Origin of the sequence: Burkholderia sp. DN3021 (assembly GCF_049805555.1) — a bacterium.
Taxonomy (GTDB): Bacteria; Pseudomonadota; Gammaproteobacteria; order Burkholderiales; family Burkholderiaceae; genus Burkholderia; species Burkholderia pyrrocinia_C.
In genome coordinates, this window is record NZ_JBNCAB010000050.1 from 22011 (window position 1) to 47303 (window position 25293).

Genomic DNA, 25293 nt, shown 5'->3' on the forward strand with positions numbered 1-25293 from the left:
ACCGCGGCCCGGAGCCGATCAAGCGCCATCACGAACATCCGCGGATCGGACCGGCGTCAGCTCACGAACGCTTCCGTCTTCTGAAGCCCTCCAAGGAACCGCTTCAACTCCACCGTCCCCGGTCGCGCGAAGATCTCCTCCGGCGTCCCGCTTTCCCAGACCCTGCCCTGATGCATGAACACCACCTTGTCGCTCACCGCGCGCGCGAAGTTCATCTCGTGCGTGACCATGATCAACGTCATGTCGTCGCGCGCGAGCTGCTCGACGACACCCAGCACCTCGCCGACAAGTTCCGGATCGAGCGCCGACGTGATTTCGTCGCACAGCAGCACGCTCGGCTTCATCGCGAGCGCGCGCGCAATCGCGACGCGCTGCTGCTGACCGCCCGACAGCTGTTCCGGAAACGCGTCGAATTTGTCGCCGAGGCCGACACGCTCGAGCATCAGCTCCGCGATCGCGCGCGCCTGCTGGCGATGCGACTTCTTCACGACCGACTGCGCGAGCATCACGTTTTGCCCGGCGCTCAGATGCGGAAACAGGTTGTATTGCTGGAACACCATCCCGACCTTGAGCCGCAGTGCACGCAAGTCCGCGTGTCGCGCGTCGACGCGTTCGCCGTCGATCGCGATCGTGCCCGCGTCGATGCTCTCGAGCCCGTTGAGCGTGCGCAGCAGCGTGCTCTTGCCCGAGCCGCTGCGGCCGATGATCGACACGACTTGCCCGCGTTCGACGGAGAAATCGATGCCCTTGAGCACATGATGGGTACCGAAATTCTTTTCGAGACCACGGGTTTCAACGAGCGGCATTCCATCTCCTTTGCAACGTGCGCGCGTAACGGGTAAGCGGATAACAGAGTGCGAAATAGATGAGCGCGACGAGCCCGTACACGATGAACGGACGGAACGTCGCGTTCGAGATCGCGACGCCGACCTTGGTCAGCTCGGTGAAGCCGATGATCGACACCAGCGCCGTATCCTTCACGGCCTGCACGCCGAACCCGACGGTCGGCGCGATCGCGATGCGCGCGGCCTGCGGCAGGATCACATGACGCAACTGCTCGACGTAGCTCATCGCGAGGCTTGCCGATGCCTCCCACTGCCCTTTCGGCACCGCCTCGACGCAGCCGCGCCAGATTTCCGCGAGATACGCACTCGTGAAGAACGTGAGGCCGGCAGTGGCCGCAACCCACGGCGACACATCGAGACCGATGAGCGGCAGGCCGAAGAACACGACAAACAGCTGCATCAGCAACGGGGTTCCCTGGAACACCTCGATATACAGCTTCGCGCAACTGCGCAGCACGCGCGAGTTCGACACGCGCATCACGAGCAACCCGAGGCCGACGAGACCGCCGGACAGAAACGACACGATCGACAGCACGACCGTCCAGCGTGCGGCGAGCAGCAGGTTTGCCAGAATCTGCCCGAACGTGAAATCGATCATCGCGCACCTCGCACACGGCGGGAGAACAGGCGGCGCCCCATCGAGCCAAGCACGGCGCGCAGCAGCAGCGCCATCGCCAGATACGCGAGCGCGATCACGAAATACGTTTCGAACGCGCGGAAATTGCGCGACTGGATGTAGCTCGCCGCATAGGTGAGATCGGCCACCGAAATCTGCGACACGACGGCCGAGCCGAGCATCGTGATGACGATCTGGCTCGCGAGCGCTGGAAACACCTTCGCGAGCGCCTGCGGCAACACGACGTGGCGCAGCATCTGCGCGCGCGACATCGCAAGCGCGGCGGCCGCCTCGAGATGCCCCTTCGGCACGGCGGCGACGCCCGCGCGCACGATCTCGACCGAGTACGCGCCGAGATTCAGCGTCATCGCGAGAATCGCGGCCGTGTATTCGTCGATGTGCACGCCGAGCGCGGGCAATCCGAAGAAGATAAAGAATAGCTGGACGACGAACGGCGTATTGCGAATCGCCTCGACGTACGCGCCGACCAACGGGCGCAGCCGCACGGCCGCGCGCGCATCGGCGCTGTACGCGGCCGCGCCGAGCACGCCGATCGAAACGCCGAGCACGGTCGCGACGGCGGTCAGCGCGAACGTCGTCGCCGCGCCGCTCGCGAACATGCCGGCGTATTCGGCGAGCTCGCCGAATCGAAGCTGATAGCTCATGACAGATGGGAAGGATCGGGTTCAGACGACGATCGCCGCGCGCCGTCGCAGGCACGGCGGCGATCGCTCACAGGCCGGCAGGCAACGGCTGGCCGAGCCACTTCTTCGACATCGCGCTCAGCGTGCCGTCCTGTTTCGCATGTGCGATCGCGTCGTCGATCTTCGCGAGCAGGCGTGCTTCGTTCTTGTTCACGCCGACGAAGCACGGCGAATTCTTGATCACGAACTTGACCTCGGGCCGGCGCGGCGGATTCTTCGCGAGAATCGCTGCTGCGACGATGTTGCCGGCCGCGATCAACTGCACCTGCCCGGACAGGAACGCCTGGATCGTCGCGTTGTTGTCCTCGAAGCGCTTGATCGTCGCGTTCGGTGCGAGCTGCGACAGCGCGATCTCCTCGAGTGCGCCGCGCGTCGCGCCGACCGTCTTGCCATTCAGGTCGGCGGGCGTGCTCACTTTCACGTCGGCCGGCCCGAACACGCCCTGGTAATACGGCGCGTAGGCGGTCGAGAAGTCGACGACCTTCTCGCGCTCCGGCGTCTTGCCGAGCGACGAGATCACCATGTCGACCTTGTTGGTCGTCAGATACGGAATCCGGTTCGCGCTGTTCACGGGCACCAGCTTCAGCTTCACGCCGAGCGATTTCGCAAGCAGCTCGGCCATGTCGATGTCGTAGCCCTGCGGCTGCATGTCCGCACCAACCGAGCCGAACGGCGGATAGTCCTCCGGCACCGCGACGCGCAGCGCGCCGCTTTTCGCAATGGTGTCGAGCGCGTCGGCGCGCGCGGGCGCGGCGGCAAACAGCGCCATCACGGGCGCGGCGATCAGCGCAGCCAGCCATGCGCGTCGGGGGAACGGTCGGGTGATCGAATTCACGGTGAGTCTTCCTTGTCTCGTCTGTCGTCGGGCAGCGCGCAACCGTTGCGCGGCCATGCCCACTTCAGCAAAAACCGGGCCACCCCCGCATAACGCTTCAATTGCCGGCAATAGCCTCCACGCATGCCGAAATACGTTCCTCATTTCGGTGCATGATTCGATGCCGAACGCCGCGGTTGCCCGTTCGCGGCGCGCGCCCATGCACCAAACCATCCGACCAGTCTGACCAGACGAATCGGCCGGCGGTTGCGGAAGGACACGCCGGCGCCCGTCAGTCGATCCGGAACGCGCGAAACCTCGAAATCGGAGAGTCAGACGAAAGTCAAGCGCGCTCGGCATCCGGGGGCTTCGGCGGCCCCGGCTCGCCAGTCACCTTCGTTGTCCGGTAACGCGCGGCGGAATCGCGGCAGACCGTCGGTCCGATCACGCTTCAGGCAGGTTCCGTTTCGAATCGCCGCCGTTCGGTAGGCTTGCCAACCACCGAACGATCCGAGACACATTCCGCTTTTGCTCAGCGCAAGCATGCAGGAGCAACACATCGTTTTCGCCGATCGGCGACTCGAGCGCGGCGAACCGGCTCGCGACGAGTTCGGGCTGGAATGCGTGCCCGGCCCTGCCCGACACGCGCGCCAATGCAGCCGGCATGTCGATCTCGATAAACACGAAGCGCAGATGCGGGATGCGCCAACGAGACGGGCGCCCACACAAGTTACGTTAAGAGATAGTCGCCACCCAAGGTCGCGGACCGCGCAGGCCGCGCCGTGCGTTTGGACCTGCCCCAACACAGCCGCCGATTCAACGCTCACCTGGATGGGTCTCGGCTTCGCCTGCCCGCCGCGCGCGGCTCTGCGTTAGTATGCGGGGTGTCGTTCGGGGTCGAACGCAAACCCCCATCGACGCGTGACATCGACAGCGAAGCCTTACTGCAAGCGTCCATGCCCAGGAAAAAGACCAGCGTCTGGCTCAGCGGTCTCCGTCTGCTCTCCAGCCTGACGGTCTCGCGGCCGAAGAAGAGGAAAACCGTCGCGCGCAAGCCGTCGACGGTCAAGACCGCTCACCCGGTCGCCGCGAAGCGCGTCGGCAAACCGCGCACGGGTCGCCCTCCATCGATGCGGACGGCCGGTCGGTGGATACGCTCGTTTCACTCCGCGCCGCCATTGGCCGGTCGGCTCGTCAACCATCTCACGTACGCGTTGTATCTGCCGGCCACCGCGGCGTCGCCGACGGGGCTGCCCCTCGTCGTCATGCTGCATGGTTGCCGGCAGACTGTGGAGTCGTTTGCCGCCGGCACGCGCATTTGCAGGCTCGCCGATCGCGCCGGTTTTGCGGTGCTGCTTCCCGAGCAGGCGAAGACCACGCACCCTCACCGATGCTGGCATTGGCACGAGAACCTGACGCACTCCGAGGCGCCTGCCGTCGCATCGCTCGTCGCGGCGATCGTCCGGGAACACGGCTTCAACCATCAGCGCGTCTATCTCGCGGGCATCTCGGCGGGAGCCGGCCTCGCTGCGGTTCTAGGGATTCACTACCCCGCGCTCTTTGCCGCCGTCGGTCTACACTCGGGCCCGGTGTTCGGTGTCACCAGTTCCGCCATGACCGCCATGCGCGTCATGCGTAACGGCAGTCGTGAAGATCCGCTGCGCCTGATCGAGGCGTCGGTCGACGTATCCAGCTATCCGGGCATGCCTGCCATCATCGTCCACGGTGAGCTCGATGTCGTCGTCGCGAAGCGCAACGCCGCACAGCTCGGCATCGAATTTGCACGGCTCAACCGGCTGGTCGATGCGCAAGGCGAGTTACGCGTCGGCGAACAGCGAACATACACTCGCGATGCGGTCGACTACGTGGACTTTCTGAAGACCGGCCGGCTCGTCGTGAGGATCTGCATCGTTCGAGGGCTCGGTCACGCATGGAGCGGTGGCGACCCTCGCGAAGCGTTTCATTCCGACAAGGGCCCTGACGCGACGGCGATGCTGTGGGATTTTTTTCGCCGGCAGCGGCGCGGCGCGGCATGACGTGTCCGGCGTATCGTGGGATAAGCAGCGCGATATGCGTCGAGAGTCTCCGGCTTCATGCATTTCCGTAACGACCCTTCTACCTCGGCTGGCGACCGTCATCCATGGATTCGTTGCGTTCGATATCCGCCCTCCACCGTGGCACTTTCCGTGCTTGCCCTAGCCGATATCGATCGTGCGACTCACAGTGTGCGCCGGCTCCGATTTCGGCACGGTCAACGTGAGGACACCGTTGTCAAACTTCGCCAAGGTGTGATCGGGGTCGGCGTTTTCCGGCATCGGGATCGTGCGCATGAAGCTTCCATGGGCGCGCTCCAGCCGGTAGCAGCCGTTTTCCTCGCTGCGCACATCCTGCTTTTTCTCGCCGCGCAGCACGATCGCCCCATCCTCGACGCTCACCTTCAGATCTTCGCGCTCCATTCCGGGCAGTTCGGCGGTCACGCGCAGCACCTGCCCTTCGTCGACGACGTCGATGCGCGGCTGGAAGCGCGATGAACTGAAGTCGCCAAACCATCGTTCGAGCGCGCCACGGCCTGCAAACGGGTCGTGAAAGAATTCCTCCACTGCACGCCACGGTTCGCGTGAGAACAGCCGCGGAATGTCAGGCCACGAGGCCCGCCACGGTTCGCTTGTCGGCGGGCTTTCCGGGCCTTCTGCATCCGGCTTGCGGGTAGCTCCGCGAAGGAACTTGAAGGGGTTCCACTTTTTCAAATCGGCATTCATGACGTCCTCCGATTCAGCTTCAAGCTGTTTTGACCATGGCGGCCAGCGCATCAGGTAGCGAGCGCGCTCCGCGCTTCGACTGCCCCCAGCACCCCGTGATCGATCAGTTTCACCGCGTACTCGACCGCATCGCGCTGCGCTTCGGCCGCGCTTGCCCAGCGTTCGCTGAAGCGCGCCAGATGCCAGTCCGCCAACACCTCACCGCTCCTTTCGATCCGGACGATCGCGACCTAGCCGTCCGGTGCGGACATGCGTGCCACGATCTGTCGCAACGGAATTGGTGCGGATATGGATCACATGTCCTTTCCAGGATTCCTGCGTGACATCAGACACCGGGCTCCGTGCTCCTGATTCGCGGCGGCGGCAGCGCGATCGCTGCCGCCCATGCTCCTGACCTGCCCTAGCTGACGGATCAGCTGGTCTTGACTTCAATGCGCCGTGGGCGCGCTTCGTCGCGGCGTGGGATCGTCAGCTTCAGCACCCCGTCCTGGAGGCTCGCCTCGATCTTTGACGTATCGAAATCCGGTGACAGCGTGAACGTCCGGGCGAAGTGCGGTTCGCGGACCTCGGCATGCTGCAGCCGCAGATTTGCCGGCGTCGGCACGATCGCCTCGGCTTCGATCGAGAGGCTGCTGTCGTGAACCTTGACGTCCAGCTTGTCCTTCGTCACGCCGGGCAGGTCGGCCCACAGCGTGACGCCCTGGCTGTCCTCGTATATGTCGACGGCCGGGGTGAGCGTGATCCGGCGCTTGGGCTGTTCAGTGTCGCGACGTGCTGCGGTGGATTGGTCGCGTTCAGCCAGTTGGGTCGTGTCAGTCATGATCGGCTCCTCGGGTTACTGGACAGTGATGGCGCGCGGCTTGGACGATTCGCGCCTGCCGACACTGATCGACAGGCAGCCATTTTCGTAGCGCGCCTGGACCTTGTCCGGATCGGCGGTGTCGGGCAATTCGATGACGCGTCGGAAGATGCCGACAAAGCGCTCCTGCGCATAGGTGCGCGTCTCGCTTCCCGTGTCCGGTTGTGTCGATTTGCGTTCGCCGCTGATGGTCAGCAGGCCCTTGTCGATCGATACGTCGAGCGCGGCGGCATCGACGCCGGGCGCGAAGGCGACGATTTCGATCGACTCGTCGGTCGCACCGATGTTGATCTGAGGAAACGCGCCGAGCCGGCCGGCGCGGATGCTGGACGGGAAGCCGCCGAAGAGTTGCGCCATCTGCTGCTGCAGGCGGTCGAACTCGCTGAAGAGGTCGGTTCCGAAGTAAAGATCGCTCACGATCGTATCCTCCTTGAGTGCAGCCGGGAGGCGAACGGGCCTACGCGCTCCAGTTCGCCTGCCAGACTGCTGGCAAACAAATCGAAACACGCAGCGCGCGGAATGAAGCGACTCGCGCGTCTGCCTGAGCGAAACTTAAGATAGGAACTCTACGGAAAATTTCAAGGGGCATCGGCAGATTTTCGCACTTGAAATTTCGGCACTGGAACCTATCATCGCAGCGGCTTGGAACGGCATACGGAGGACGCCATGGAATTCGACACGGACTGGCTTACGCTGGGCAGGCATCGTATCCGGCTGCGCTCGACGAAGGGGTTTCCGACCGAGACGATGCGCACTGTGACCGAGGTCGTCAGGCTCGCGATCGACAACAACATGAGCGCGCGGGCGCGACTCGTCGAGGTCGTCTGTCGACAGGAGAAGACCTACGATGTGCTGGTCGGCACGACGATGGTGGAGGACAAGGTTTGTGCACCGCAACTTGAAGCTGCGGTCGCGGTCGTGTTGGGCCTGTTACCTGACCAGATCACCATCACGGTCTCTCACGTCACGCAGAAGGAGGTCGATCTACACTTTGGTGTGTACGAGCGAATGTTGTCAGAGAAGCTGGGGGCGGCACCGCCGATCGAATGAGCGATCGGTCCGGCGCCTCGCCATGCGGCCGGTGCCGGCTCCCGCCTCATGCCATGCGGACAAGGCGCGAACGTGGCGCTGGTCGCGGAATGGGAGTACCGCCATGAAAATAGGGTCACGCCGATTGTTCGCCGCGGCTGCCCTGGCCGCGGGCGCCGTCCCTGCAACGGTGATTGCTATTGCGCCACTGCCGCGGGCATTGCCGATCCAGCAGGACATCCGGATCGCCGGCACGATCCAGCGGGGCAACGGGCAGTTCGCGCCGGGAGACTATACGTACGCGGCGTAAATCGCCGGGATAGTAACTTCCTTTCTGAACGACACTTGCTGATACTCGGCCACCGCGGTGGCCACTTCGAGCGCCAGGTACAGAGCCGGCGTGCCGATCCGGTTCGCCCGCCCGCCTGCCTTCGCGGCCCCGGCGCCACTGGCAGGCGCGACCGCCCACTTGGGCCGGTGCATCCGGTACGCGATGACGTCTTGCAGTGGCTTGAGGATCATCCGGCCGCGCCCGCTTCCGGCGAGACGACGTAGCGCAGCACGTCCTCGGCCCGGCCGGCGGAAACCAGCGTTTCGGCCGTCTGATAATCGAACACGGCCAGCGGCTCGTTGCGGTACCAGAACAACGCGCGGTGCACGTCACCGGACAGGTCGGTCGCGGCGCGAATCACGCGGATCGCCTCGCGCAGGAAGTGCTGAACCGACGCCGACTCCGGGGCCAGCGCCACGGTGTTCTGTCGCGATAAGGACGAAGGTCGACAGACGTCCCTGGGATCCCCAGGATTCCTTAGAAAGCCAACGAATAGAATTGCTCTGCAGCTGTCTGATTCTTGCGAGTCGACTTCATTTGCCCTTTTCGGATCATATGCATTACTTCGATGCCGCCGAGCACTATCCTCGCACATCGAAAATTCTTGAAGCCCATCATCGGGCGAGTTCGCCGTTTGATCGCTCGGCGGTCCTGCTCGACGATGTTGTCAAGATGCCGAAGGCTCAGCGGGTAAGCGACGTACCAGCGCACGCACAACAACATCACATCGAAAGGATAATGTAGGCGCTTGAACACTTTTGCCAGGCCGGTATTCAGCTTCGGGTTCATCTCTCGACTCCCTCGCTCTCGTCTCGTCACGCTACCAGACGGTCTTATTGCGACAGAACCTACGCGTTCCTGTCCTTCTAGATTCGACGCTACGCGACGAACCGGATCGCGCTGTTCTCGATGGCAGCCTGGTTGCCGTATTGCCAAGTGATGTTGCGGTGTTCATGTCCGATCGGCAGACCCGAGTAGATCGGCAGGCCGAAGCCGCCCAGCACGTCGACAAGCATCTGCTCGAGCGTGAAATCCGCGCCGTCCGGGATCGGGCAGCGCGTGAATTGCCCGAGCACGAACGCGCGGGCCCCGTCGAACGCGCCGCTCAGACGCAGTTGCGTCAGGCTGCGGTCGAGCCGGTAGCCGAATTCCGTCACGTCCTCCAGCAGTACGATCGCGTCGCGTGAGCGAAGCGACCAGCGTGTACCCGCGACGCTCGCGAGCACCGTCACGTTGCCGCCGCACAGACGTCCCCGCACCGCACCAGGGGCGCCGGACAAATGCCGCAGGCTCAGCGGGGCGCGTTTGCCACCGGTCAGCACGGCGCGCATGTCGGCACGCGTCGCGTCGTCGACCTTGGTCGCCAGGCTGTGGAATGTCGGACCATGCAACAAGCGCACGCCGGGCCGGTCGGCGAGCGCGCAGAACAGCGACGTCGCGTCGGAAAAACCGATGATCGTCTTCGGCGTCGCGATCTCGTCGGGCAGGTGCTCGAGCAGGTGCGCGCAACCGAATCCTCCCCGCGCGAGCCAGACGATGTCGATCGACGGGTCCATCAGCATGCGCCGCAGATCGTCCGCGCGCTCCTTGGCGGTACCGGCGAAATAGCGGTACCGGCTGCCGAGATGCGCGCCCGTCGTGACCTTGAAGCCCCAGCTCTCGACCAGCGCGATGCCACGCTCGATGCCTTGCGGATCGGGCACACCCGCGGGCGCGACTACGCCCACTGTCTTGCGTCTTGATTCCATTGAACGGATACCGCAAGGATAAAGAACCCGCTGACTATACCCGACACCGCCCGCGCGCCGCTCACCCCTGCAAGGCGGCATCGAACGCGTGGGGAGGCCCGCCTCCGGCGTCCGCGAATCCGTTTCGCTGCCAGCGCCGCTTCAGAATTACCGTCGATGCGAAATCGCCGACCGAACGATGCGGGTTCCATTCGATCGGCGAGCCGAGCAGCACGTCGATCGGATGCACCTCGGCGCCGTCGTTGTTGCGCACCCTCCCCAGCGTCAACGCGTCGGTCGGTATCGCGGCGATCGAGTCGCCGTCGAATCCGCGCAACTGCGACAGCACGCGCTTCATCTGCGTGAGGTACTGAACCTGGTTGAAGCTGCCGAAGCACTGGAACTGGTTCACGAATGCGATCGATGCGAACACCGGGAACAGGCCCGGACACAGCACGCGGTCCCGCAGCGCCGCCGCGACCGACGCCGGCTCCCAGCCCAGGTCGAAGCCCCGTCCGGTCAGGCGGGCGCCGTCGACGCGCAGTTGCTCGCAGCGATCGCCGTCCGGCCCCGCGAAGCTGAACCAGGAAACCTGCGGCAGCGCCTGCCGCAGCCGCGTGTTCAACGCGGCATCGAAACACAGCCGCGCCATCGGGTGCGCGTCGTCGAGCAGCACCGTCTGCAGATAGTCGGATACCAGCTCGCATAGATCGACGAACACCATCGGACGGCCGAAGATTGCGCTCTCCAGCCGTGCGCACATCGTGGTCGCGAGCGCGGACATGTCGCCGGGTATCGCGGGCGGCACGATGCGCTGCAACGGTTCGCTCAGATACGGCAGCAGCTCGTGCGTGCGGTCCGGCACGCGGGTGCCGAATACGAGCCTGCGTACAAGGCGGGTCGGGACGAGCGAGACGCGCCGCCCGCGCGTCCCGTGACGGCGATCGCGATCCACGCGCGCCAGCTCGCGCCACGCCGGGCAGCGCGCGTCGATCACGTCGCGCAAGCCGTAGCGGTCGCGGAAATTCAGGCACCCCGATTTCGCGTCATTGTTGAACGGCACGCCGCTGAATACGCCGATCACGCAGGGCGTATCGGGGCCGGTCGCAGCCAGCGTCGACAGCCAGTCGACGCCGAAGAAGCCGGGACCGTTGCTCAGCGTCAGGTGACCGCTCGTCTGCAACGTCCGGCCGTGCTCGAGGCCGGCGAGCGCGTGCGCGGCGTCCGCATCCGACAGGCCGCTGCGGTCCAGCGCCCGCCGCAGCGCATGCCGGAACGGCGGATCCATCGGCGCAGCGGGCCGATAGCGCGCCAGCTCTCGCATGTAGTCGCCGACAGGCATGTCGAAGATCGCGAGCATGCGTTCGGCGAACACGTTCGGCCCGGCGTCGCGCAGCGCAGCACACGCAAGCTCGGCCGCGCCGGTCACGAACGTGCCGCGCACGACTCGGGCACGCGGTCGAACGCCGTCGCGTCGATCGCGATATACGGCGGCACCGCGCGTCTTGAGTTCGTTGAACACCTTGAGCCAGAACTTGGCCCCCTCGGTCTGCTCGATCCAGAGCCCCAGTACGTCGCGCTAGCCGTCGGCCTGGATGCCCAAGGCCAGATAGACGGCCTTGTTGCTGACCACGCCGTCGTCGCGGATCTTGACCCGCAGTGCGTCGAAGAACACCACCGGATACATCGCTTCGAGCGGACGGTTCTGCCAGCTCAGCGCCTCGGCCATCACCTCGTCGGTGACCGAGCTGATGAAGTCAGGCGAGACTTCAGTGCCATAGTGCTCGGCCAGAAAGGCCTGAATCTCGCGCACGCTCATGCCGCGGGCGTACATCGCAATGATGCGTTCGTCGAAGCCGGTGAAGCGGCGCTCGTGCTTGGGGATCAGGATCGGCTCGAAGCTGCCGTCACGGTCACGAGGCACGTCGACCCGGACCGGGCCACCTTCGCTATCTTTCCCTTTCCTCATTCTTGCCACCTCCGCAACTCACGGGGTGGGAGGCGTCCATTCCATTGCCTCGCCCACGAAATCACGGATAGGTCCGCATAGCTTGATTGCCAGTGCCGGAAACATCAAAATTTACCGGACGACCGCTTCATCGTATTCGCCCATCCACGCGTGTCCAAACACCTCCGAGCCTCGGACGGGAAGTCACGTCTTGCGGCCACGGCGCTCCAGCTCGATCCTAGTACGCTCCAATTCTCGAGCAAACGTGGCCTCGTCCGGCAGGACCATCTGATACTCCGCTGCGAGTATCTTGTTCGGTAGGTTGTCGAGCGCATAATGCGCCTCCGCCGCGCCTTTTTCAGCACACAGAATCAAGCCAACCGGGGGGTTCTCGCCGGGCTTCATCCAATGTTCACGCGCGTAGTTGAGGTAGAGATGCATCTGCCCCGCGTCCGCATAGCTGAAGCGCCCGACCTTCAAATCGATAATGAGCAGGCATCGCAAGCGCCGGTGAAAAAACACGAGGTCGACTCGAAACCAGGTGTCATCGATCCGTAGACGCCGCTGGCGACCTATGAACGCAAAGTCATCACCGAGCTCGAGTAGGAAGTCCGCCAAGTGCTGAATCAAGGCCGCTTCCAGATCCGACTCCGAATATTCGTCCTTTATGTCAAGAAATTCGAGGACAAACGGATCGCGGATCGCTTCTTCAGGCGATAGAAGATCGCCGGGTTGCGCTTCAGCCGCCTTTCCGAACAAGGACGCCTTGTTGCGTGACAGCACCAGCCGCTCATAGCGCTGACTGCTGATCTGGCGGTCAAGCTGTCGCACAGACCAGCCCTCACGCAGCGCTTCGGCCTCGTAAAAGTCGCGAGCAGCTTGCGCTTTCACCGCGAGGAGGCGAACGTAGGCGGACCAGGGCAACGGAAAAGCCTGAGCGATAGAATTCAGCTCAAACGCCACGCCTGTCGGCGCCTTCAGAGCTGCCTTGGTTGATTTTGCAGACGCTGTCTGCACAATCCGGTCCGCAGGCCACGTCAAGTAAAAGGCGCGCATCTGTGCGAGATTGCGCCATCCGAAGCCGCGACCGAATCGCTCTGACAGATCGGCGCCCAAACGGCGGATCACCTCCTCGCCATAAGCGGCCCGTCCCGTCCCGCCCCGCCCTGCTCGAACTCAACGATTCGTCGCCCGATCTCCCAATATGTCGCCGTCATCAGGGCGTTCACCGTGCGAGCCGTCGCTTCGCGCGCCGACGCGACTACATCAGCAATTTCACGGTGCAGTCCCGCATAACCGGCCTGCCCGACATCGCGCTGCGTCACAGTGCGTTCACCACGTCCTTGAACGCCTTGCCGGCCGCGAACTTCACGGTATTCGCGGCCGGGATGGCAATCTCCGCGCCCGTCGTCGGATTACGTCCCGTGCGGGCGGCTCGCTGCCCCTGCGAAAACGCGCCGAAACCGATGAGCTGTACCGATTCGCCGCGACTCACCGCGTCCGTGATCGCGTCCAAGGCTGCCTGGACGGTTTTGCTCGCGTCGGTTTTGCTGACACCCGCGCCCGCTGCGACCGCTTCGATGAGCTCCTGCTTGTTCATGAACAGCCTCGGCAACAAAGTCAAAGCTGCACCCCACCTCATCCCGCTGCAAACACGCAAATCGCTGGCGATCAGTGCAGCAAGACCTTCCAACTCGCTGGCCTCCGTCCCCCCACCGCCTGCGGCGTGCAGCCCACCAACGAACTCCGACTTACGCCTGTCGCAGCCACGCTCGCCCAGAGCAATCGCGAACGTTTTCAGCCCGGCCGGCGCTCATACAACTATCGAGCTAGTGTGGGTGCCATCACTCGCGCTGACTATGTGGCCCGGCTTCCGGTATCGCGCAATTTGACTGTTTCCCCGCCGAATCTGCCCGGTCGACGTGCGCCGACTACGGGATCGGTTCGTGCCGCGTCTCCCGCCTCCCTCGTGCCCGCCACCGGCAGCCCGGCCCTAGACACATCTTTAGTTGAAGTTTAGCCACAACTTTAGTTGTGCAAGCGCCATAAGCCCGGGGCGCTCGCTCGATGTCCCGAACTGAAGGGGAACATAGCCCTTAATATGTTTCCCTTCAGTTCTCGCGATTGAGCGCCGCAACGTCGACGAGGCGTCACACGGTCCTTGCAGGTCTGTCGTCGTTCCGAACGGCGTCTATGTTGAACCACCCCGTGCGGTCGGCGTCCCGTGCATCCATGCCACGCCCTTCGCCTTCTGTCACCCGCGTAGAGAGCGCCGACGCCAGGTTATTCCACCTGCTCGCATTGAATCGAGTTCCGCCCCACCTCAATTGGAAAGCGCACGTCGACAGCAACGCACGCCTCCATCCCAAATAGTGACCCGCATAACATCTGGAGATTGCACTTTCACATTAAATGTGATTTTATTATCACTCGTTGCAGGCCGCCGCCGACCGCGCATGCGGCGCACCCCATACCAAGGAAGAGACGCAGATGGAGACAATCGCCGTCATCGGCAGCAACATGGTCGACCTCGTGACCTATGTCGCGCGCATGCCCGCCCGGGGCGAAACGCTCGAAGCACCGAACTTCGAGCTCGGCTGCGGCGGCAAGGGCGCGAACCAGGCGGTCGCGGCCGCGCGCCTCGGCGCGCGCGTCGTGATGGTGACGAAGGTCGGCGACGACGTGTTCGCCGACAACACGATCCGCAACTTCGAGCGCGAGGGGATCGACACCACGCACGTGCGCAAGGTCGCCGGCGTGCCGAGCGGCGTCGCGCCGATCTTCGTCGAACCCGATTCGAGCAACAGCATCCTGATCGTCAAGGGCGCGAACCGCCACCTGAAGCCGGCCGACATCGACGCGGCCGCGCCGGCGCTCGCCGAATGCGCGCTGATCGTGCTGCAGCTCGAGATCGAACTCGACACCGTCTATCACGCGATCGCGTTCGGCGCGCGGCACGGCATCCCCGTTTTGCTGAACCCCGCGCCCGCGGTGGCCGATCTCGATTTCGAGCGGATTCGCTCCGTCGAATTCTTCGTGCCGAACGAAACCGAGCTCGCGATCGTGTCGGGCATGCCGGTCGATTCGCGCGACACCGCGGCGCGCGCCGCCGAAGCGCTGGTCGCGCGCGGCCTGAAGCACGTACTCGTCACGCTCGGCGACAAGGGCTCGCTGCTCGTGTCGCGCGACGGCGTGCGGCACGTGCCGGGCGTGCCGGTCGACGCGCGCGATACGACGGGCGCCGGCGACGCATATATCGGCTGCTTCGCGCGCTGCTACGCCGCGTCGCACGACGCGATCGACGCGATGCGCCACGCATCCGCGTACGCCGCGCATTCGGTCACCGGCCTCGGCACGCAGAAGTCGTACGCCGACGCCGCGACGTTCGAACTCTTCCTCCGCGATGCCGGCCTCTGACCGGCGCCTTCATCGACGAGACAATTGGGAAGGAGACACCCGTGAGCCGAGCCAGAATCGAACACACCCCCGACGGCTATTACCTGACCCGCACACCGCTGTTCGCATTCACGCTGCTGTGCTGCCTGTTCGCGCTGTGGGGCACCGCCGCGAACCTGAACGACGTGCTGATCGCGCAGTTCAAGAAATCGTTCTTCCTGTCCGACTTCGAATCGGCGTTCGTGCAGTCCGCGTTCTATCTCGGCTACTTCTTCCTCGCGATCCCCGCCGCGACCGTCGTGAAGAAGTTCAGCTACAAGACGACGATCCTCGTCGGCCTGCTGCTCTACACGACCGGCTGCCTGCTGTTCTTCCCGGCTGCGTCGATGGCGAAGTACGGGATGTTCCTCGTCGCGCTGTTCGTGATCGCCGCGGGCCTGTCGTTCCTCGAGACGGCGTCGAACTCGTATTCGACGCTGATGGGCCCGCGCGACACCAGCACGCGGCGGCTGAACATCTCGCAAACGTTCTACCCGTTCGGCGCGATGGCCGGCGTGTACATGGGCAGCTTCCTGATCTTCAAGGAAGGCGATGCGTCGCATGCGCAGCTCGCGGCAATGTCGGCGGCCGACGCGCACGTGCACCAGCTCGCGATGATCCAGGCCACGCTCGAGCCGTACAAATGGCTGATCGTCGTGCTCGTCGCGGTATTCATCGTGTTTGCGCTCACGCCCTACCCGGCCTGCAAGGGCAACGGGCCGAGCGCGGCCACGCACAGGATCGACGCGCGCGGCACGCTCGCGCGCCTGTTCGGCAACCGGCGCTTCGTCGCGGGCATCGTCGCGCAGTTCCTGTACGTCGGCGCGCAGGTCGGCGTATGGAGCTTCACGATCCGGCTCGCGATGCAGATCGGCGGCCTGACCGAGCGCGGCGCATCGCGCTACCTGCTCGCGACGTTCTTCGCGTTCTTCGTCGGCAAGCTGGTCGCGACGCTCGTGATGAAGCGCGTCGGGCCGGCCAAGGTGCTGATCGTCTACGGCATCCTGTGCATCGCGCTGCTCGCGTACACGATCAGCGTGCATAACATCACGGCCGTCTACGCAGCAGTGTGCGTGAGCGTGTTCCTCGGCCCGTGCTGGCCGACGATCTACGGCCTCACGATCGACGGCCTCGGCAAGGACACCGAATACGGCGGCTCGATCCTCGTGATGAGCATCGTCGGCGGCGCGGTCGTGCCGCTGATCCAGGGGCTGATCTCCGACCATACCGGCGGCAACATGCAGCTCGCGTTCGCCGTGCCGCTCGCGTGCTTCGTCGTGATCGTCTACTACGGCTTCTACTGCCTGCGCCACCTGCCGGCCGCGACGCCCGACGCGGCAGCCGACGGCAACGCACCCGCGCGCTACGCCGCGACGCGCACCACGTCGGGAGCGTAACCATGCGAGGCGAGATCGAACTGCGGCGCGACGACTTCCGCGACACGCCGCGCACGCTGTACCGCACCGACGGCATCACCGTCACCGCGTTCGCGTATCCGGACGGCGGCGCATTCCACACCGCGTACCGCCCCGAACAGTTCCCGCATGCGACGCGCTGGATCCTGCACAACGCGGACCAGCAGGTCGCCGCATTCGCGCTGCCGTCGACCTGCGAGCCGGAGGGGTATGAAGCCGAACGCCGCAAGGGCCATGTCGCGGCACTCGCGCCGGGCGCGACGCGCCGCTTCGACGTGGTGACCGGCTACCTGAGCGCGGCGGAAGCACGCGATGCGTGAAGCGATGCGCGGCCGCGTTGCGTCAGGTCACGAGCGCGATCCCGTGTTCGCGGATCGCCGTTTCGTAGCGGCTGCCCAGTTGCCCGTCGGAGATCACATAGTTGAAGTCGGTCAGTTCGGCGAAATAGGCCGCGCGCACTTCGTCGAACTTCGTGTGGTCGACGAGCAGGAAGCGGTTCTGCGCGCGCGCCATCACCTTCTTCTTCGCGTCGACTTCGTGGAAGTTGAAGCACGTGACGCCGCAGCGGTCGCTCACGCCGGCCGCGGAGATGAACGCCTTCGACACGCGCACCGTGTCGAGGATGCCGGTTTCGGCGACCGACTCGAACACCATGTTCTTGCGGTGATACGCGCCGCCGCACAGGATCACGCTGCAATGCGGCTTTTGCTGCAGCTTCGCGAACACGTTCAGCGAATTGCAGACGGCCGTGAATTCGAGGTCGTCCGGAATGAAGTCGACGATGAACGGCGTGGTCGAGCCGCAGTCGACGAAGATCGTGTCGCCGGTCGTCACGAACTGCGCGGCCAGCTTGCCGATGCGGCGCTTTTCCTCGGTCTGACGGTTGTTCTCGGCGCTGATCAGGTACTCGCCGATGTCGCTGCGCTGCGCGGCGAAATGGCGCGTCACGTAGCCGCCGATCAGACTCAGGCCGTGCGGGTTGTCCGCGAGATCGCGGCGGATCGTCATTTCGGACACGCCGAACAGCTCGGCGACTTCCCTCAGATGAATCGCGTTCTGCCCTTGCAGCACGTTCATCAGCGTCTTGATCCGTTCGCCTTTCTTCGTTTCCATGCCTGTATCCTGCGTGCCTGTCGCACTCGTCGCTCGTCGTGCCGGGCGCGCGGGCCCGGCCGGAATGTCGTATTTGTAACAAACCGATGTGAAAACATCAACTTTCCGTGTGCCTTTCCGGCACACGATCCGTGGAGTCCTGAAACATGCCGCTTTCCAACGCCCAACTCGCCCAAACCATCGATCACACGCTGCTCGCGCCCGACGCGAACGACGCGCAGATCCGCGAACTCTGCCGCCAGGCGGCCGCGCATCGCTTTTACTCGGTCTGCGTGAATTCGGCGAACGTGCCGCTCGCCGCACGCGAGCTGGCCGATACCGGCGTGCTCGTCTGCGCGGTGGTCGGCTTTCCGCTCGGCGCGACGCTGTCGGCCGCGAAGGCATTCGAGGCGTCGGCCGCGATCGCGGCGGGCGCCGGCGAGATCGACATGGTGATCAACCTCGGCGCGCTGAAGAGCGGCCGCGCCGACGACGTGAAGGCCGACATCGCGGCCGTGCAGCACGCATGCGGCGCGGTGCCGCTGAAGGTGATCCTCGAGACGGGGCTGCTGAGCGACGACGAGAAGGTGCGCGTGTGCGAGATGTGCCGCGATCTCGGCGTCGCGTTCGTGAAGACGTCGACCGGGTTCGGCCACGGCGGCGCGACGCTCGCGGATGTCGCGCTGATGCGCCGCACGGTCGGGCCGGACCTCGGCGTGAAGGCATCGGGCGGCGTGCGCGACCGCGCGGCCGCGCTCGCGATGCTCGAGGCCGGCGCGACGCGGCTCGGCACGAGCTCGGGGGTGGCGATCGTCACCGATCGGGGCGGCAGCGATTCGGCGTACTGACGCGCGAAGGGCGAGTGCCAGAACCGGACTGTCAGCGGCGGTGTCAAACTCCATTCACCGCCACGAGCCGTTCGTCCGTCACCGCGGCAAGCCACGAAGCGTGGATCCGCATTCGGCTTGCCTGCTTCGGGAGGCGAGCCAGAGCGCAGCCCCGGTCCAAAAAATCAACCGATCATCCGCAAATCACGGCCACCGTCGGCGACTTGCGAAACGTGCGTATCCGCTATCGGCCGGATCGCGAGCGGCTCAATTCCACGCATGGCGCGCCGGACGCACGCCGTTCAGGTAGTAGTTGCCGACGAGGTGATACTTCCACCGCACCGGATCGTGCAACGTATGCGTGCGCGCGTTACGCCAATGCCGGTCGAGATTGTGCTCGGCGAGCGTCGACTGCGTGCCGGCCAGCTCGAACAGCTTCTCGCCCGCGAGCAGCGCGATCTCGGTCGTCAGCACCTTCGCTTCGCCGACCGCAACCGACGCGCGCGCGACATCGTCGCCGGTCACCGTGCCGCGCGCGCCGATCTCGTCGAGCGTGCGCGCCGCGCGTTCGAGCAGCGCTTCCGCCGCATGAAGCTGAATATGCAGACGGCCGATCTCGCGGAGGATCAGCGGATCGTCTGCCGCCCGTTCGACGCCGCTGTCGACCCACGGCCGCGTACGGGTGCGCACGAACGTCAGCGTATCGTCGATGGCCGCTTTCGCGATGCCGGCATCGATCGCCGCCTGGATGATCTGCGACAGCGGGCCGTTGAGCGTCGGCTCGTCCGACACGCGCTGCGCGGGCAGTACATGCGACGCGGGCACGCGCACGCCGTCGAGCACCACCGTGCCGCTCGCGGTCGTGCGCTGCCCGAACCCCGACCAGTCGTCGATCACGGTCAGCCCAGGCGTCGGCTGCGGCACGTACGCAAGCCACGCGTGCTGCGCGTCGTCGAGACCGAGCACCGGCACGTAATGCGCGAACAGCGCGCCCGTCGAGTAGAACTTCGTGCCGTCGACGACATAGTCGTCGCCGTCGCGGCGCACGCGCGTCTTCAGATCGAGCACGTGCTTCGTGCCCTTCTCCGAGAAGCCGTTGCCGAACCGCTTGCCACTCAGCACTTCCGCGAAGAAATAGCGCTTCTGCGCGTCGGTGCCGACCAGTGCGATCACGTCGACCAGCCCGAAATGGTTCTGCGGCAACTGTCCGAGCGACGCATCGGCCGCCGCGACGATCTTGATCACCTCGGTGAGCGTCACATGCGATACGCCCGCGCCGCCGTATGCCTTCGGCACCGTGATCGCCCATAGCCCCGACTGCGAGAACCATTCGATCTCGTCGCGTGGCAACCGGCGCTCCCGATCGCGTTCGGCGGCGCCTTCCGCAAGCCGCTGCGCCAGCGCATGCGCGGCCGCGATCGCCTGCGCGTCGTCGGCGATCACGCGGGCCGCTTGCGGTTTCGCTTCGGCCGACTGCTGCTGAATCGTGGCGCTCGTATCTGACATCGGGCTCTCCTGTCGAATCGCGAAAGCGTTCAATCTAGCAGTGCGCTGCAGGTCGGCAAACCGAGCGATTCTCGTAACGATATTCCTTCGGATCACAAACGACATCGAGATTCACGCACGCAACATCATGCTTCAGCGTCGCAATCGACGCCCGAACGGCGGAGCGTCCCCAGCCGGTCCGCGTAATGCTCGTCGACGATAACGATCTGCGAATCCGTTATTGGAACGCCCGCCCCGCGCTTCCTATACTGGCCTCCCGGCGCAAAAACGGCACCGCCCTTCGAGGAAATCCGCATGACTTCGTCGCACGCAGACACCGAGCTTTCCACCGGCACCGACTACGACGCACTCGCGAGCCGGTTCCGGCCGATATTCGACCGCATCGCCGCTGGCACCGCCGAACGCGAACGCCGCCGCGAACTGCCGCACGAAGCGATCGGCTGGCTGAAGGCGGCCGGCTTCGGCGCGATACGGCTGCCGGTACGCGACGGCGGTGCCGGCGCATCGCTGCCGCAGTTGTTCCGGCTCTTGATCGAGCTCGCCGCCGCCGATTCCAATCTGCCGCAGGCGTTGCGTGGACACTTCGCGTTCGTCGAGGACTGGCTGAACGCGCCGCCCGGGCCGCAACGCACGACATGGTTCGACCGGTTCGCGAGCGGCCAGCTCGTCGGCAACGCGTGGTCGGAGGCCGGCGACGTGCCGCTCGGCCAGACCATCACGAAGGTGTCGGAGCAGAACGGCCGGCTCGTGCTGAACGGGCGGAAGTTCTACAGCACGGGCAGCCTGTTCGCCGACTGGATCGACGTGTTCGCGCAGCGCGCGCACGACGGCAGCGACGTGATCGTCGCCGTCGCGACCGCACAGCCCGGCGTGATCAGAGAAGACGACTGGGACGGCTTCGGCCAGACGACCACCGGCAGCGGCACGACGCACTTCGAGAATGCGACGGTCGACGCCGACAACGTGATCGACTTCGCACGCCGCTTCAAGTACCAGACCGCGTTCTACCAGCTCTTCCACGTCGCGACGCTGGCCGGCATCGGCCACGCGATCGTGCGCGACGCGGGCGCGCTCGTGCGCGCTCGCACCCGCGTGTACAGCCACGGCAACGCCGCACGCGCGGGCGACGATGCGCAGCTCCAGCAGGTGATCGGCGAGATCGCGTCATGGGCCTACGCGGCCGACGCGCTCGCGCTGCGCGCCGCGCAGCCGCTTCAGCTCGCCTACGAAACCCGCTTCGGTGGCGACGAACAGGCCGAGCACGACGCGAACGTCGCGGCCGAAATCGAATCCGCGCAGAGCCAGCTCGTCGTGTCCGAACTCGTACTGCGCGCCGCGACACGCCTGTTCGACGCGCTCGGTGCGTCCGCCACGCGCAGCACGACCGCGCTCGACCGCCACTGGCGCAATGCGCGCACGGTGTCGTCGCACAATCCGCTCGTCTACAAGGCCAGGATCGTCGGCGACTGGGTCATCAACGGCCGTACGCCGCCGTTCGTCTGGCGCGTCGGCAACGGCACGAGCCCGAGTACTGAAACGGGAGTCGTTCGATGAGCAAGACCATCCGCTTCAACGCGTTCGAGATGAACTGCGTCGGCCATCAGTCGCCGGGGCTGTGGGCGCATCCGCGCGACCGTTCGTGGCAGTACAAGGACCTCGATTACTGGACCGACCTCGCCCGCATTCTCGAACGCGGGATCTTCGACGCGATCTTCATCGCGGACGTGATCGGCTATTACGACGTCTACAAGGGCAGCAACTACCACGCGCTGCACCAGGCCGCGCAGATTCCGGTCAACGACCCGCTGCAGCTCGCGGCGCCGATCGCGATGGCGACCGAGCATCTCGGCATCGGCATCACCGCGTCGACCACGTTCGAGCACCCGTACACGTTCGCGCGCCGGCTGTCGACCGCCGACCATCACACCAAGGGCCGGCTCGCGTGGAACATCGTCACGTCCTATCTGGAAAGTGGCGCGAAGAACGTCGGCGATCACGGCTTGCGCACGCACGACGACCGTTATGCGGTCGCGGCCGAATACGTGGAGGTGCTGTACAAGCTGTTCGAGGGCAGCTGGGAAGACGGCGCGGTGGTGCGCGATCGCGACGGCCGCGTGTTCACGCATCCCGAGAAGGTGCACGAGATCGGCCATAAGGGCCGCTTCTTCGACGTGCCCGGCTATCACCTGTGCGAACCATCGCCGCAGCGCACGCCGGTGCTGTTCCAGGCCGGCGCGTCCGGCCCCGGCAAGGCGTTCGCCGCGCAGCACGCCGAATGCGTGTTCGTCGCCGCGCCGACCCGCGAGCAGCTCGCGCGCTACGTGGCCGATGTGCGCGCGCAGGCCGCCGCCGCGGGCCGCGATCCGCGCCGGGTGCTGATCTACAACCTCGTCACGGTGATCGTCGACGAAACCGACGAAAAAGCACAGGCCAAGTTCGACGAGTACCGCCGCTACGTGTCGTACGACGGCTCGCTGGTGTTCATGTCCGGCTGGACCGGCATCGACTTCGGCCAGTATGCGCCGGCCGATCCGGTCAGGCGCGTCGAAACCAATGCGATCGTGTCGGCGGTCGAGCACCTGGCGGGCGGCGACACCGCGTGGACGATCGAGGCGCTGGCGGCATGGGGCGGCATCGGCGGACTCGGCCCGGTGTTCGTCGGGTCGGCGGCGACCGTGGCGGACATCCTGCAGGAATGGGTTGCCGCAACCGACGTGGATGGCTTCAATCTCGCGTATGCGGTCGCGCATGAAACCTTCGAAGACATCGTGCGCTTTCTCGTTCCGGAGCTGCAACGGCGCGGCGTCTATCCGACGCAGTATGCGCCGGGCACGCTGCGCGAGAAACTGTTCGGCGGCTCGGCGCGGCTGCCGGACGAGCATCCGGCCGCGCAGTTTCGCGATATCGAGCAGGTCAAGCGCGATGCCGAGCGGGAGGCCGTCAGCGCGTGACGGCAAGGTCGAAGCCGGCTTGCCCGCATTCGGCGGCGACCGGTTTCAGCGCAAACGGCTTCGTGCAGTCCGACGAAGCCGTTGGTATTTTCCGGGGCGGTGAACGCTCCCCCGCCAGCGCTTACGCGGCGCTTTCGTCGTCGATGTCGCGCGCCGTCGGCTCGTCACGCACGATCAACAGAAACACGATCGGCGTGATGACCGCGCTGATCGCGACGACCCAGAACATGTCCGTACCGAGACGGGCCTGCAGGATCGGCAGCACGAACAGCGCAAGCGCCTGGCCGATGCCGCACAGCGAACGCCGAAGCCGACACCGGATGTCCGCGATCGTCGTCACGCACGATCTCGACGAGGCACTGTCTCTCGGCGATCGCGTGCTGATGCTCGCACCGAACCCGGGCCGCGTCGACGACGAGATCCACATCGAGATCGCACGGCCGCGCGATCGGCGCGACCCGTCGCTGGCCGCTCAACGCGCGCGGTTGCTGGACGCGTTCCAGCGCTTTCACGATCGTGCCGACGGCACGAGACCCCAGCCGCACGGCCATCAGGCATCCGGAATCCGGGGGGCTTGAAACTCCCTGGCATGAGCCGGCCAGTCCTGCGAGCGTGCCGCCGCGGCGCGTCATGCACGGGTGTGCCGCAGTTCGCCGTCGATGGTCTGCGGCAACCTCAGCAGGTTGAAGATCGGGCAGACCGCTTCGACCGCCTGATGCAGCGCGCGAATCGCGTCGGGCGGCTCGGGCGACACGATGTCGAGGGTATAGCGGAGGTTGTGCGGGAACACGGGCACATGCTCGAAACCCGGCTGCTGCGCAAGCGGATGCTGATCGCCGGTCACCTCCACCTCGATCGAATCGATCTTCAGGCCGCGCTCGGCGGCCTGGATCAGCGTGATGTGCGTGAGGCAGCTGCCCAGCACGCCGAGCTGCAGCTCCGGCGACGCGGGCCCGAGGTTGTAGCCCGCGAAGTCGGGCGGACTGTCGCTGATCACCTGGAAGTCGCGAATGCGGATCTCGCGCACGCCGCTGCGGCCGAGCGCGCGCACGGTCGCCTTCAGCGGCGTCGCCTTGAAATCGGGATCGTTGTGCGCCGCTTCCTGCTTCGCACGCCAGGCGTCGCGTTTTTGGGCGAGATAGTCGTTCAGGGTCGTCATGGCCGGGTCGTCGGTGCGTCAGTCGGTTGTGTTTCGTGCAGGGCGGCGTCCGCCGCCTGCTGTCGGCGGCGCTCAGTCCGCCTTCGGAATCCATGCGGCGGTCGCCGCGTCGCTCGCGCGGAACGCCGGGAACTTCGCGCCGAGTTCGGCGACGGTCCGGATGTCGTTTTTCACGAGATCGTCGCGCGTGATCAGCGTCGGCTTGACGACGATGCGCGCTCCCGGGTCCTGGCCGGCGACGAGCAGCGCGGCGGCCCGCACCGACACGGCGCCGACGACCGCCGGATTGGTCGCGGCCGTCGCGACCCACGCGCTGTTCGGCGCGCGGATGGCCTCGATGTCCGCGGTCGAGATATCCGCGCTGTAGATGCGGATCTTCGACGACAGCTTCGCTTCGTCCGCGGCGAGCTTCGCGCCGCGCGCGAACTCGTCGTAAGGCGCGAACACGACGCGGATGTCGGGATTCGCTCGATAGGCCGCTGCCGCCTGATTCGCGACCGATTGCGCGATCGGATTGTCGACGGTGCCCCAGCGCGCCTTTTCCTGCACCTTCGGGTGCGCGCGCTTGAAGTCGCGCCATGCGGCATCGCGCCGGTCGAGCGGCGCAAAGCCGGCGACATACACATAACCGGCCGCGAATGCGTCGCCGTTGTCCTTGACCGCCTGACCGAGCAGCAGGTTGGCCAGGTCGCGATCGCTCTGCTCGATTTGCGGCACCTTCAGATTGCCGAGATCGACGTCGAACGCGACGACCTTGATCCCCTTGTCCAGCGCGCGCTGGACGACGTCCTTCAACGCTTCGGGCAAGCCGTGGTTGACGATGATCGCGGACACGCCGATGCCGATCGCCTGCTGGATCTGCTCGCGCTGTTCGGCCGCGTCCTGCCGGCCCTCGTAGATGCGAAAATCGACGCCGAGCGCCTTCGCCTGCTTCTGCGCGCCGGCCTCGTAGGCCTGGAAGAAGTCGCCGGTCGACAGATAGTTGACGAGCGCGATCTTCACGCCGCCCTTGTCGAACGGTGCGGGCGCGCCCTTGAGCGGGCCGGCGTGCGCCGCGGGTGCGAGCGCGGCCAATGCAGCTGCAAAAAACAGCGCGAGCGCGCCGACCTTCCGGTCGATGCGCGGCTTGTGGCGAAGCGACGATCGCATGGTCTGCCTGTCTCCGTGGGGACGATATCCGCACAATCTATCAGCGCGACACGCGCGCTCAAACCGAGCGATTCGGCAATGGATATTCCTTCGGATGTCAAATCGGTTGCGGCGGCAGCACTTCGAT

The 25293-nt window shown here is 65.4% G+C and carries 24 protein-coding genes and 7 pseudogenes; 9 read left to right on the forward strand and 22 right to left on the reverse strand.

Features of this window, described 5'->3' with window-relative positions:
- Positions 1-56 precede the first annotated feature (56 nt).
- The 5 genes from ACPUER_RS23095 to ACPUER_RS23115 form a co-directional block, all read right to left on the reverse strand.
- A complete protein-coding gene (locus ACPUER_RS23095) occupies positions 57-806 on the reverse strand; it encodes an amino acid ABC transporter ATP-binding protein (RefSeq protein WP_175964099.1) in 750 nt (249 codons plus the stop codon).
- Positions 793-1443 (reverse strand): amino acid ABC transporter permease, encoded by a 651-nt coding sequence (locus ACPUER_RS23100; RefSeq protein WP_175964098.1) that lies wholly within the window; start codon positions 1441-1443, stop codon positions 793-795. The genes ACPUER_RS23095 and ACPUER_RS23100 overlap by 14 nt, the downstream gene beginning before the upstream one ends.
- Positions 1440-2126 (reverse strand): amino acid ABC transporter permease, encoded by a 687-nt coding sequence (locus ACPUER_RS23105; RefSeq protein WP_175964097.1) that lies wholly within the window; start codon positions 2124-2126, stop codon positions 1440-1442. The genes ACPUER_RS23100 and ACPUER_RS23105 overlap by 4 nt, the downstream gene beginning before the upstream one ends.
- 67 nt (positions 2127-2193) lie before the next feature.
- On the reverse strand, positions 2194-3000 hold the full coding sequence (locus tag ACPUER_RS23110) for a transporter substrate-binding domain-containing protein (RefSeq protein ID WP_425132211.1): 807 nt from the start codon (positions 2998-3000) through the stop codon (positions 2194-2196).
- Positions 3001-3423: 423 nt separating this feature from the next.
- On the reverse strand, positions 3424-3663 hold the full coding sequence (locus tag ACPUER_RS23115) for a hypothetical protein (protein ID WP_425132212.1): 240 nt from the start codon (positions 3661-3663) through the stop codon (positions 3424-3426).
- 272 nt (positions 3664-3935) lie between these two features.
- Here ACPUER_RS23115 and ACPUER_RS23120 point away from each other — a divergent pair, with 272 nt between their 5' ends.
- Positions 3936-5015 carry a PHB depolymerase family esterase gene (locus ACPUER_RS23120; RefSeq protein ID WP_425132213.1) on the forward strand — a complete coding sequence of 360 codons (1080 nt, stop codon included), beginning with the start codon at positions 3936-3938 and terminating at the stop codon, positions 5013-5015.
- A gap of 159 nt (positions 5016-5174) precedes the next feature.
- Here ACPUER_RS23120 and ACPUER_RS23125 read toward each other — a convergent pair whose 3' ends face one another.
- The 4 genes from ACPUER_RS23125 to ACPUER_RS23140 all read right to left on the reverse strand — a co-directional run bounded on the left by ACPUER_RS23125 (position 5175) and on the right by ACPUER_RS23140 (position 7014).
- Positions 5175-5738, reverse strand: coding sequence for an Hsp20/alpha crystallin family protein (locus tag ACPUER_RS23125; protein ID WP_310134220.1), 564 nt, complete (start codon positions 5736-5738; stop codon positions 5175-5177).
- 50 nt (positions 5739-5788) lie between these two features.
- Positions 5789-5935: a hypothetical protein gene (locus tag ACPUER_RS23130; protein WP_425132214.1), complete on the reverse strand. Its 147-nt coding sequence runs from the start codon at positions 5933-5935 to the stop codon at positions 5789-5791.
- A gap of 215 nt (positions 5936-6150) precedes the next feature.
- Positions 6151-6558, reverse strand: a complete 408-nt coding sequence (locus tag ACPUER_RS23135; protein WP_425132215.1) for an Hsp20/alpha crystallin family protein — start codon at positions 6556-6558, stop codon at positions 6151-6153.
- A gap of 15 nt (positions 6559-6573) precedes the next feature.
- A complete protein-coding gene (locus ACPUER_RS23140; RefSeq protein ID WP_310133550.1) occupies positions 6574-7014 on the reverse strand; it encodes an Hsp20/alpha crystallin family protein in 441 nt (146 codons plus the stop codon).
- A 249-nt stretch (positions 7015-7263) separates the two neighbouring features.
- Here ACPUER_RS23140 and ACPUER_RS23145 point away from each other — a divergent pair, with 249 nt between their 5' ends.
- The gene (locus ACPUER_RS23145) at positions 7264-7647 is read left to right on the forward strand and encodes a hypothetical protein (RefSeq protein WP_310133546.1); all 384 of its coding nucleotides are present in this window, start codon (positions 7264-7266) and stop codon (positions 7645-7647) included.
- 270 nt (positions 7648-7917) lie between these two features.
- On the opposite strand, the gene ACPUER_RS23150 is transcribed toward ACPUER_RS23145, so the two are convergent.
- The 8 genes and pseudogenes from ACPUER_RS23150 to ACPUER_RS23185 form a co-directional block, all read right to left on the reverse strand.
- The gene (locus ACPUER_RS23150; protein ID WP_425132216.1) at positions 7918-8148 is read right to left on the reverse strand and encodes an RES domain-containing protein; all 231 of its coding nucleotides are present in this window, start codon (positions 8146-8148) and stop codon (positions 7918-7920) included.
- Positions 8145-8363: pseudogene (locus ACPUER_RS23155) on the reverse strand (DUF2384 domain-containing protein); the annotation flags it as partial. The gene ACPUER_RS23150 and the pseudogene ACPUER_RS23155, both read right to left, overlap by 4 nt.
- Positions 8364-8434: 71 nt before the next feature.
- A pseudogene (locus tag ACPUER_RS23160) lies at positions 8435-8635 on the reverse strand (DDE-type integrase/transposase/recombinase); the annotation flags it as partial.
- 200 nt (positions 8636-8835) lie between these two features.
- A complete protein-coding gene (locus tag ACPUER_RS23165) occupies positions 8836-9705 on the reverse strand; it encodes an LD-carboxypeptidase (protein WP_310133542.1) in 870 nt (289 codons plus the stop codon).
- 61 nt (positions 9706-9766) lie between these two features.
- Positions 9767-11128 carry a hypothetical protein gene (locus ACPUER_RS23170; RefSeq protein WP_425132230.1) on the reverse strand — a complete coding sequence of 454 codons (1362 nt, stop codon included), beginning with the start codon at positions 11126-11128 and terminating at the stop codon, positions 9767-9769.
- 51 nt (positions 11129-11179) lie between these two features.
- Positions 11180-11632: pseudogene (locus ACPUER_RS23175) on the reverse strand (IS256 family transposase); the annotation flags it as partial.
- Between the two features lie 204 nt (positions 11633-11836).
- Positions 11837-12957 (reverse strand): annotated as a pseudogene (locus ACPUER_RS23180) (PDDEXK nuclease domain-containing protein).
- A complete protein-coding gene (locus tag ACPUER_RS23185; RefSeq protein ID WP_425132217.1) occupies positions 12954-13232 on the reverse strand; it encodes an HU family DNA-binding protein in 279 nt (92 codons plus the stop codon). Before ACPUER_RS23185 ends, ACPUER_RS23180 begins: the two are co-directional and overlap by 4 nt.
- An 890-nt stretch (positions 13233-14122) precedes the next feature.
- On the opposite strand from ACPUER_RS23185, the gene rbsK reads away from it, so the two are divergent.
- The 3 genes and pseudogenes from rbsK to ACPUER_RS23200 all read left to right on the forward strand — a co-directional run.
- Positions 14123-15049, forward strand: coding sequence for a ribokinase (gene rbsK / locus ACPUER_RS23190; protein ID WP_425132218.1), 927 nt, complete (start codon positions 14123-14125; stop codon positions 15047-15049).
- 41 nt (positions 15050-15090) lie between these two features.
- Positions 15091-16464, forward strand: coding sequence for an L-fucose:H+ symporter permease (gene fucP, locus ACPUER_RS23195; protein ID WP_425132219.1), 1374 nt, complete (start codon positions 15091-15093; stop codon positions 16462-16464).
- A 92-nt stretch (positions 16465-16556) separates the two neighbouring features.
- Positions 16557-16802 (forward strand): annotated as a pseudogene (locus tag ACPUER_RS23200) (DUF4432 domain-containing protein); the annotation flags it as partial.
- 22 nt (positions 16803-16824) lie between these two features.
- Here the strand turns inward: ACPUER_RS23200 and deoR are convergent.
- Entirely contained in the window at positions 16825-17595 is a 771-nt protein-coding gene (deoR, locus tag ACPUER_RS23205; RefSeq protein WP_111021136.1) for a DNA-binding transcriptional repressor DeoR, read from the reverse strand.
- 146 nt (positions 17596-17741) lie between these two features.
- Here deoR and deoC point away from each other — a divergent pair, with 146 nt between their 5' ends.
- Positions 17742-18422: a deoxyribose-phosphate aldolase gene (gene deoC / locus ACPUER_RS23210; protein ID WP_425132220.1), complete on the forward strand. Its 681-nt coding sequence runs from the start codon at positions 17742-17744 to the stop codon at positions 18420-18422.
- Positions 18423-18668: 246 nt separating this feature from the next.
- On the opposite strand, the gene ACPUER_RS23215 is transcribed toward deoC, so the two are convergent.
- A complete protein-coding gene (locus ACPUER_RS23215; protein WP_425132221.1) occupies positions 18669-19907 on the reverse strand; it encodes an SfnB family sulfur acquisition oxidoreductase in 1239 nt (412 codons plus the stop codon).
- A 294-nt stretch (positions 19908-20201) separates the two neighbouring features.
- Here ACPUER_RS23215 and ACPUER_RS23220 point away from each other — a divergent pair, with 294 nt between their 5' ends.
- Positions 20202-21461 (forward strand): acyl-CoA dehydrogenase family protein, encoded by a 1260-nt coding sequence (locus ACPUER_RS23220; protein ID WP_425132222.1) that lies wholly within the window; start codon positions 20202-20204, stop codon positions 21459-21461.
- The gene (locus ACPUER_RS23225) at positions 21458-22858 is read left to right on the forward strand and encodes an LLM class flavin-dependent oxidoreductase (protein WP_425132223.1); all 1401 of its coding nucleotides are present in this window, start codon (positions 21458-21460) and stop codon (positions 22856-22858) included. Before ACPUER_RS23220 ends, ACPUER_RS23225 begins: the two co-directional genes overlap by 4 nt.
- 121 nt (positions 22859-22979) lie before the next feature.
- Here the strand turns inward: ACPUER_RS23225 and ACPUER_RS23230 are convergent.
- A pseudogene (locus tag ACPUER_RS23230) lies at positions 22980-23185 on the reverse strand (MFS transporter); the annotation flags it as partial.
- On the opposite strand from ACPUER_RS23230, the pseudogene ACPUER_RS23235 reads away from it, so the two are divergent.
- Positions 23170-23436, forward strand: a pseudogene (locus ACPUER_RS23235) (ABC transporter ATP-binding protein); the annotation flags it as partial. The pseudogenes ACPUER_RS23230 and ACPUER_RS23235 sit on opposite strands and share 16 nt — an antisense overlap.
- Before the next feature lie 50 nt (positions 23437-23486).
- Here the strand turns inward: ACPUER_RS23235 and ACPUER_RS23240 are convergent.
- Positions 23487-24017: an OsmC family protein gene (locus ACPUER_RS23240; RefSeq protein WP_425132224.1), complete on the reverse strand. Its 531-nt coding sequence runs from the start codon at positions 24015-24017 to the stop codon at positions 23487-23489.
- A gap of 72 nt (positions 24018-24089) precedes the next feature.
- A complete protein-coding gene (locus tag ACPUER_RS23245; protein ID WP_425132225.1) occupies positions 24090-25166 on the reverse strand; it encodes a substrate-binding domain-containing protein in 1077 nt (358 codons plus the stop codon).
- Between the last annotated feature and the right edge of the window lie 127 nt (positions 25167-25293).

Bases quoted from the DNA above. Each gene is read 5' to 3' on its own strand.
- ACPUER_RS23095 (WP_175964099.1), bottom strand. From the start codon at position 806: ATGCCGCTCGTTGAAACCCGTGGTCTCGAAAAGAATTTCGGTACCCAT.
- ACPUER_RS23100 (WP_175964098.1), bottom strand. From the start codon at position 1,443: ATGATCGATTTCACGTTCGGGCAGATTCTGGCAAACCTGCTGCTCGCC.
- ACPUER_RS23105 (WP_175964097.1), bottom strand. From the start codon at position 2,126: ATGAGCTATCAGCTTCGATTCGGCGAGCTCGCCGAATACGCCGGCATG.
- ACPUER_RS23120 (WP_425132213.1), top strand. From the start codon at position 3,936: ATGCCCAGGAAAAAGACCAGCGTCTGGCTCAGCGGTCTCCGTCTGCTC.
- ACPUER_RS23125 (WP_310134220.1), bottom strand. From the start codon at position 5,738: ATGAATGCCGATTTGAAAAAGTGGAACCCCTTCAAGTTCCTTCGCGGA.
- ACPUER_RS23135 (WP_425132215.1), bottom strand. From the start codon at position 6,558: ATGACTGACACGACCCAACTGGCTGAACGCGACCAATCCACCGCAGCA.
- ACPUER_RS23145 (WP_310133546.1), top strand. From the start codon at position 7,264: ATGGAATTCGACACGGACTGGCTTACGCTGGGCAGGCATCGTATCCGG.
- ACPUER_RS23150 (WP_425132216.1), bottom strand. From the start codon at position 8,148: ATGATCCTCAAGCCACTGCAAGACGTCATCGCGTACCGGATGCACCGG.
- ACPUER_RS23165 (WP_310133542.1), bottom strand. From the start codon at position 9,705: ATGGAATCAAGACGCAAGACAGTGGGCGTAGTCGCGCCCGCGGGTGTG.
- ACPUER_RS23185 (WP_425132217.1), bottom strand. From the start codon at position 13,232: ATGAACAAGCAGGAGCTCATCGAAGCGGTCGCAGCGGGCGCGGGTGTC.
- rbsK (WP_425132218.1), top strand. From the start codon at position 14,123: ATGGAGACAATCGCCGTCATCGGCAGCAACATGGTCGACCTCGTGACC.
- deoR (WP_111021136.1), bottom strand. From the start codon at position 17,595: ATGGAAACGAAGAAAGGCGAACGGATCAAGACGCTGATGAACGTGCTG.
- deoC (WP_425132220.1), top strand. From the start codon at position 17,742: ATGCCGCTTTCCAACGCCCAACTCGCCCAAACCATCGATCACACGCTG.
- ACPUER_RS23215 (WP_425132221.1), bottom strand. From the start codon at position 19,907: ATGTCAGATACGAGCGCCACGATTCAGCAGCAGTCGGCCGAAGCGAAA.
- ACPUER_RS23220 (WP_425132222.1), top strand. From the start codon at position 20,202: ATGACTTCGTCGCACGCAGACACCGAGCTTTCCACCGGCACCGACTAC.
- ACPUER_RS23225 (WP_425132223.1), top strand. From the start codon at position 21,458: ATGAGCAAGACCATCCGCTTCAACGCGTTCGAGATGAACTGCGTCGGC.
- ACPUER_RS23240 (WP_425132224.1), bottom strand. From the start codon at position 24,017: ATGACGACCCTGAACGACTATCTCGCCCAAAAACGCGACGCCTGGCGT.
- ACPUER_RS23245 (WP_425132225.1), bottom strand. From the start codon at position 25,166: ATGCGATCGTCGCTTCGCCACAAGCCGCGCATCGACCGGAAGGTCGGC.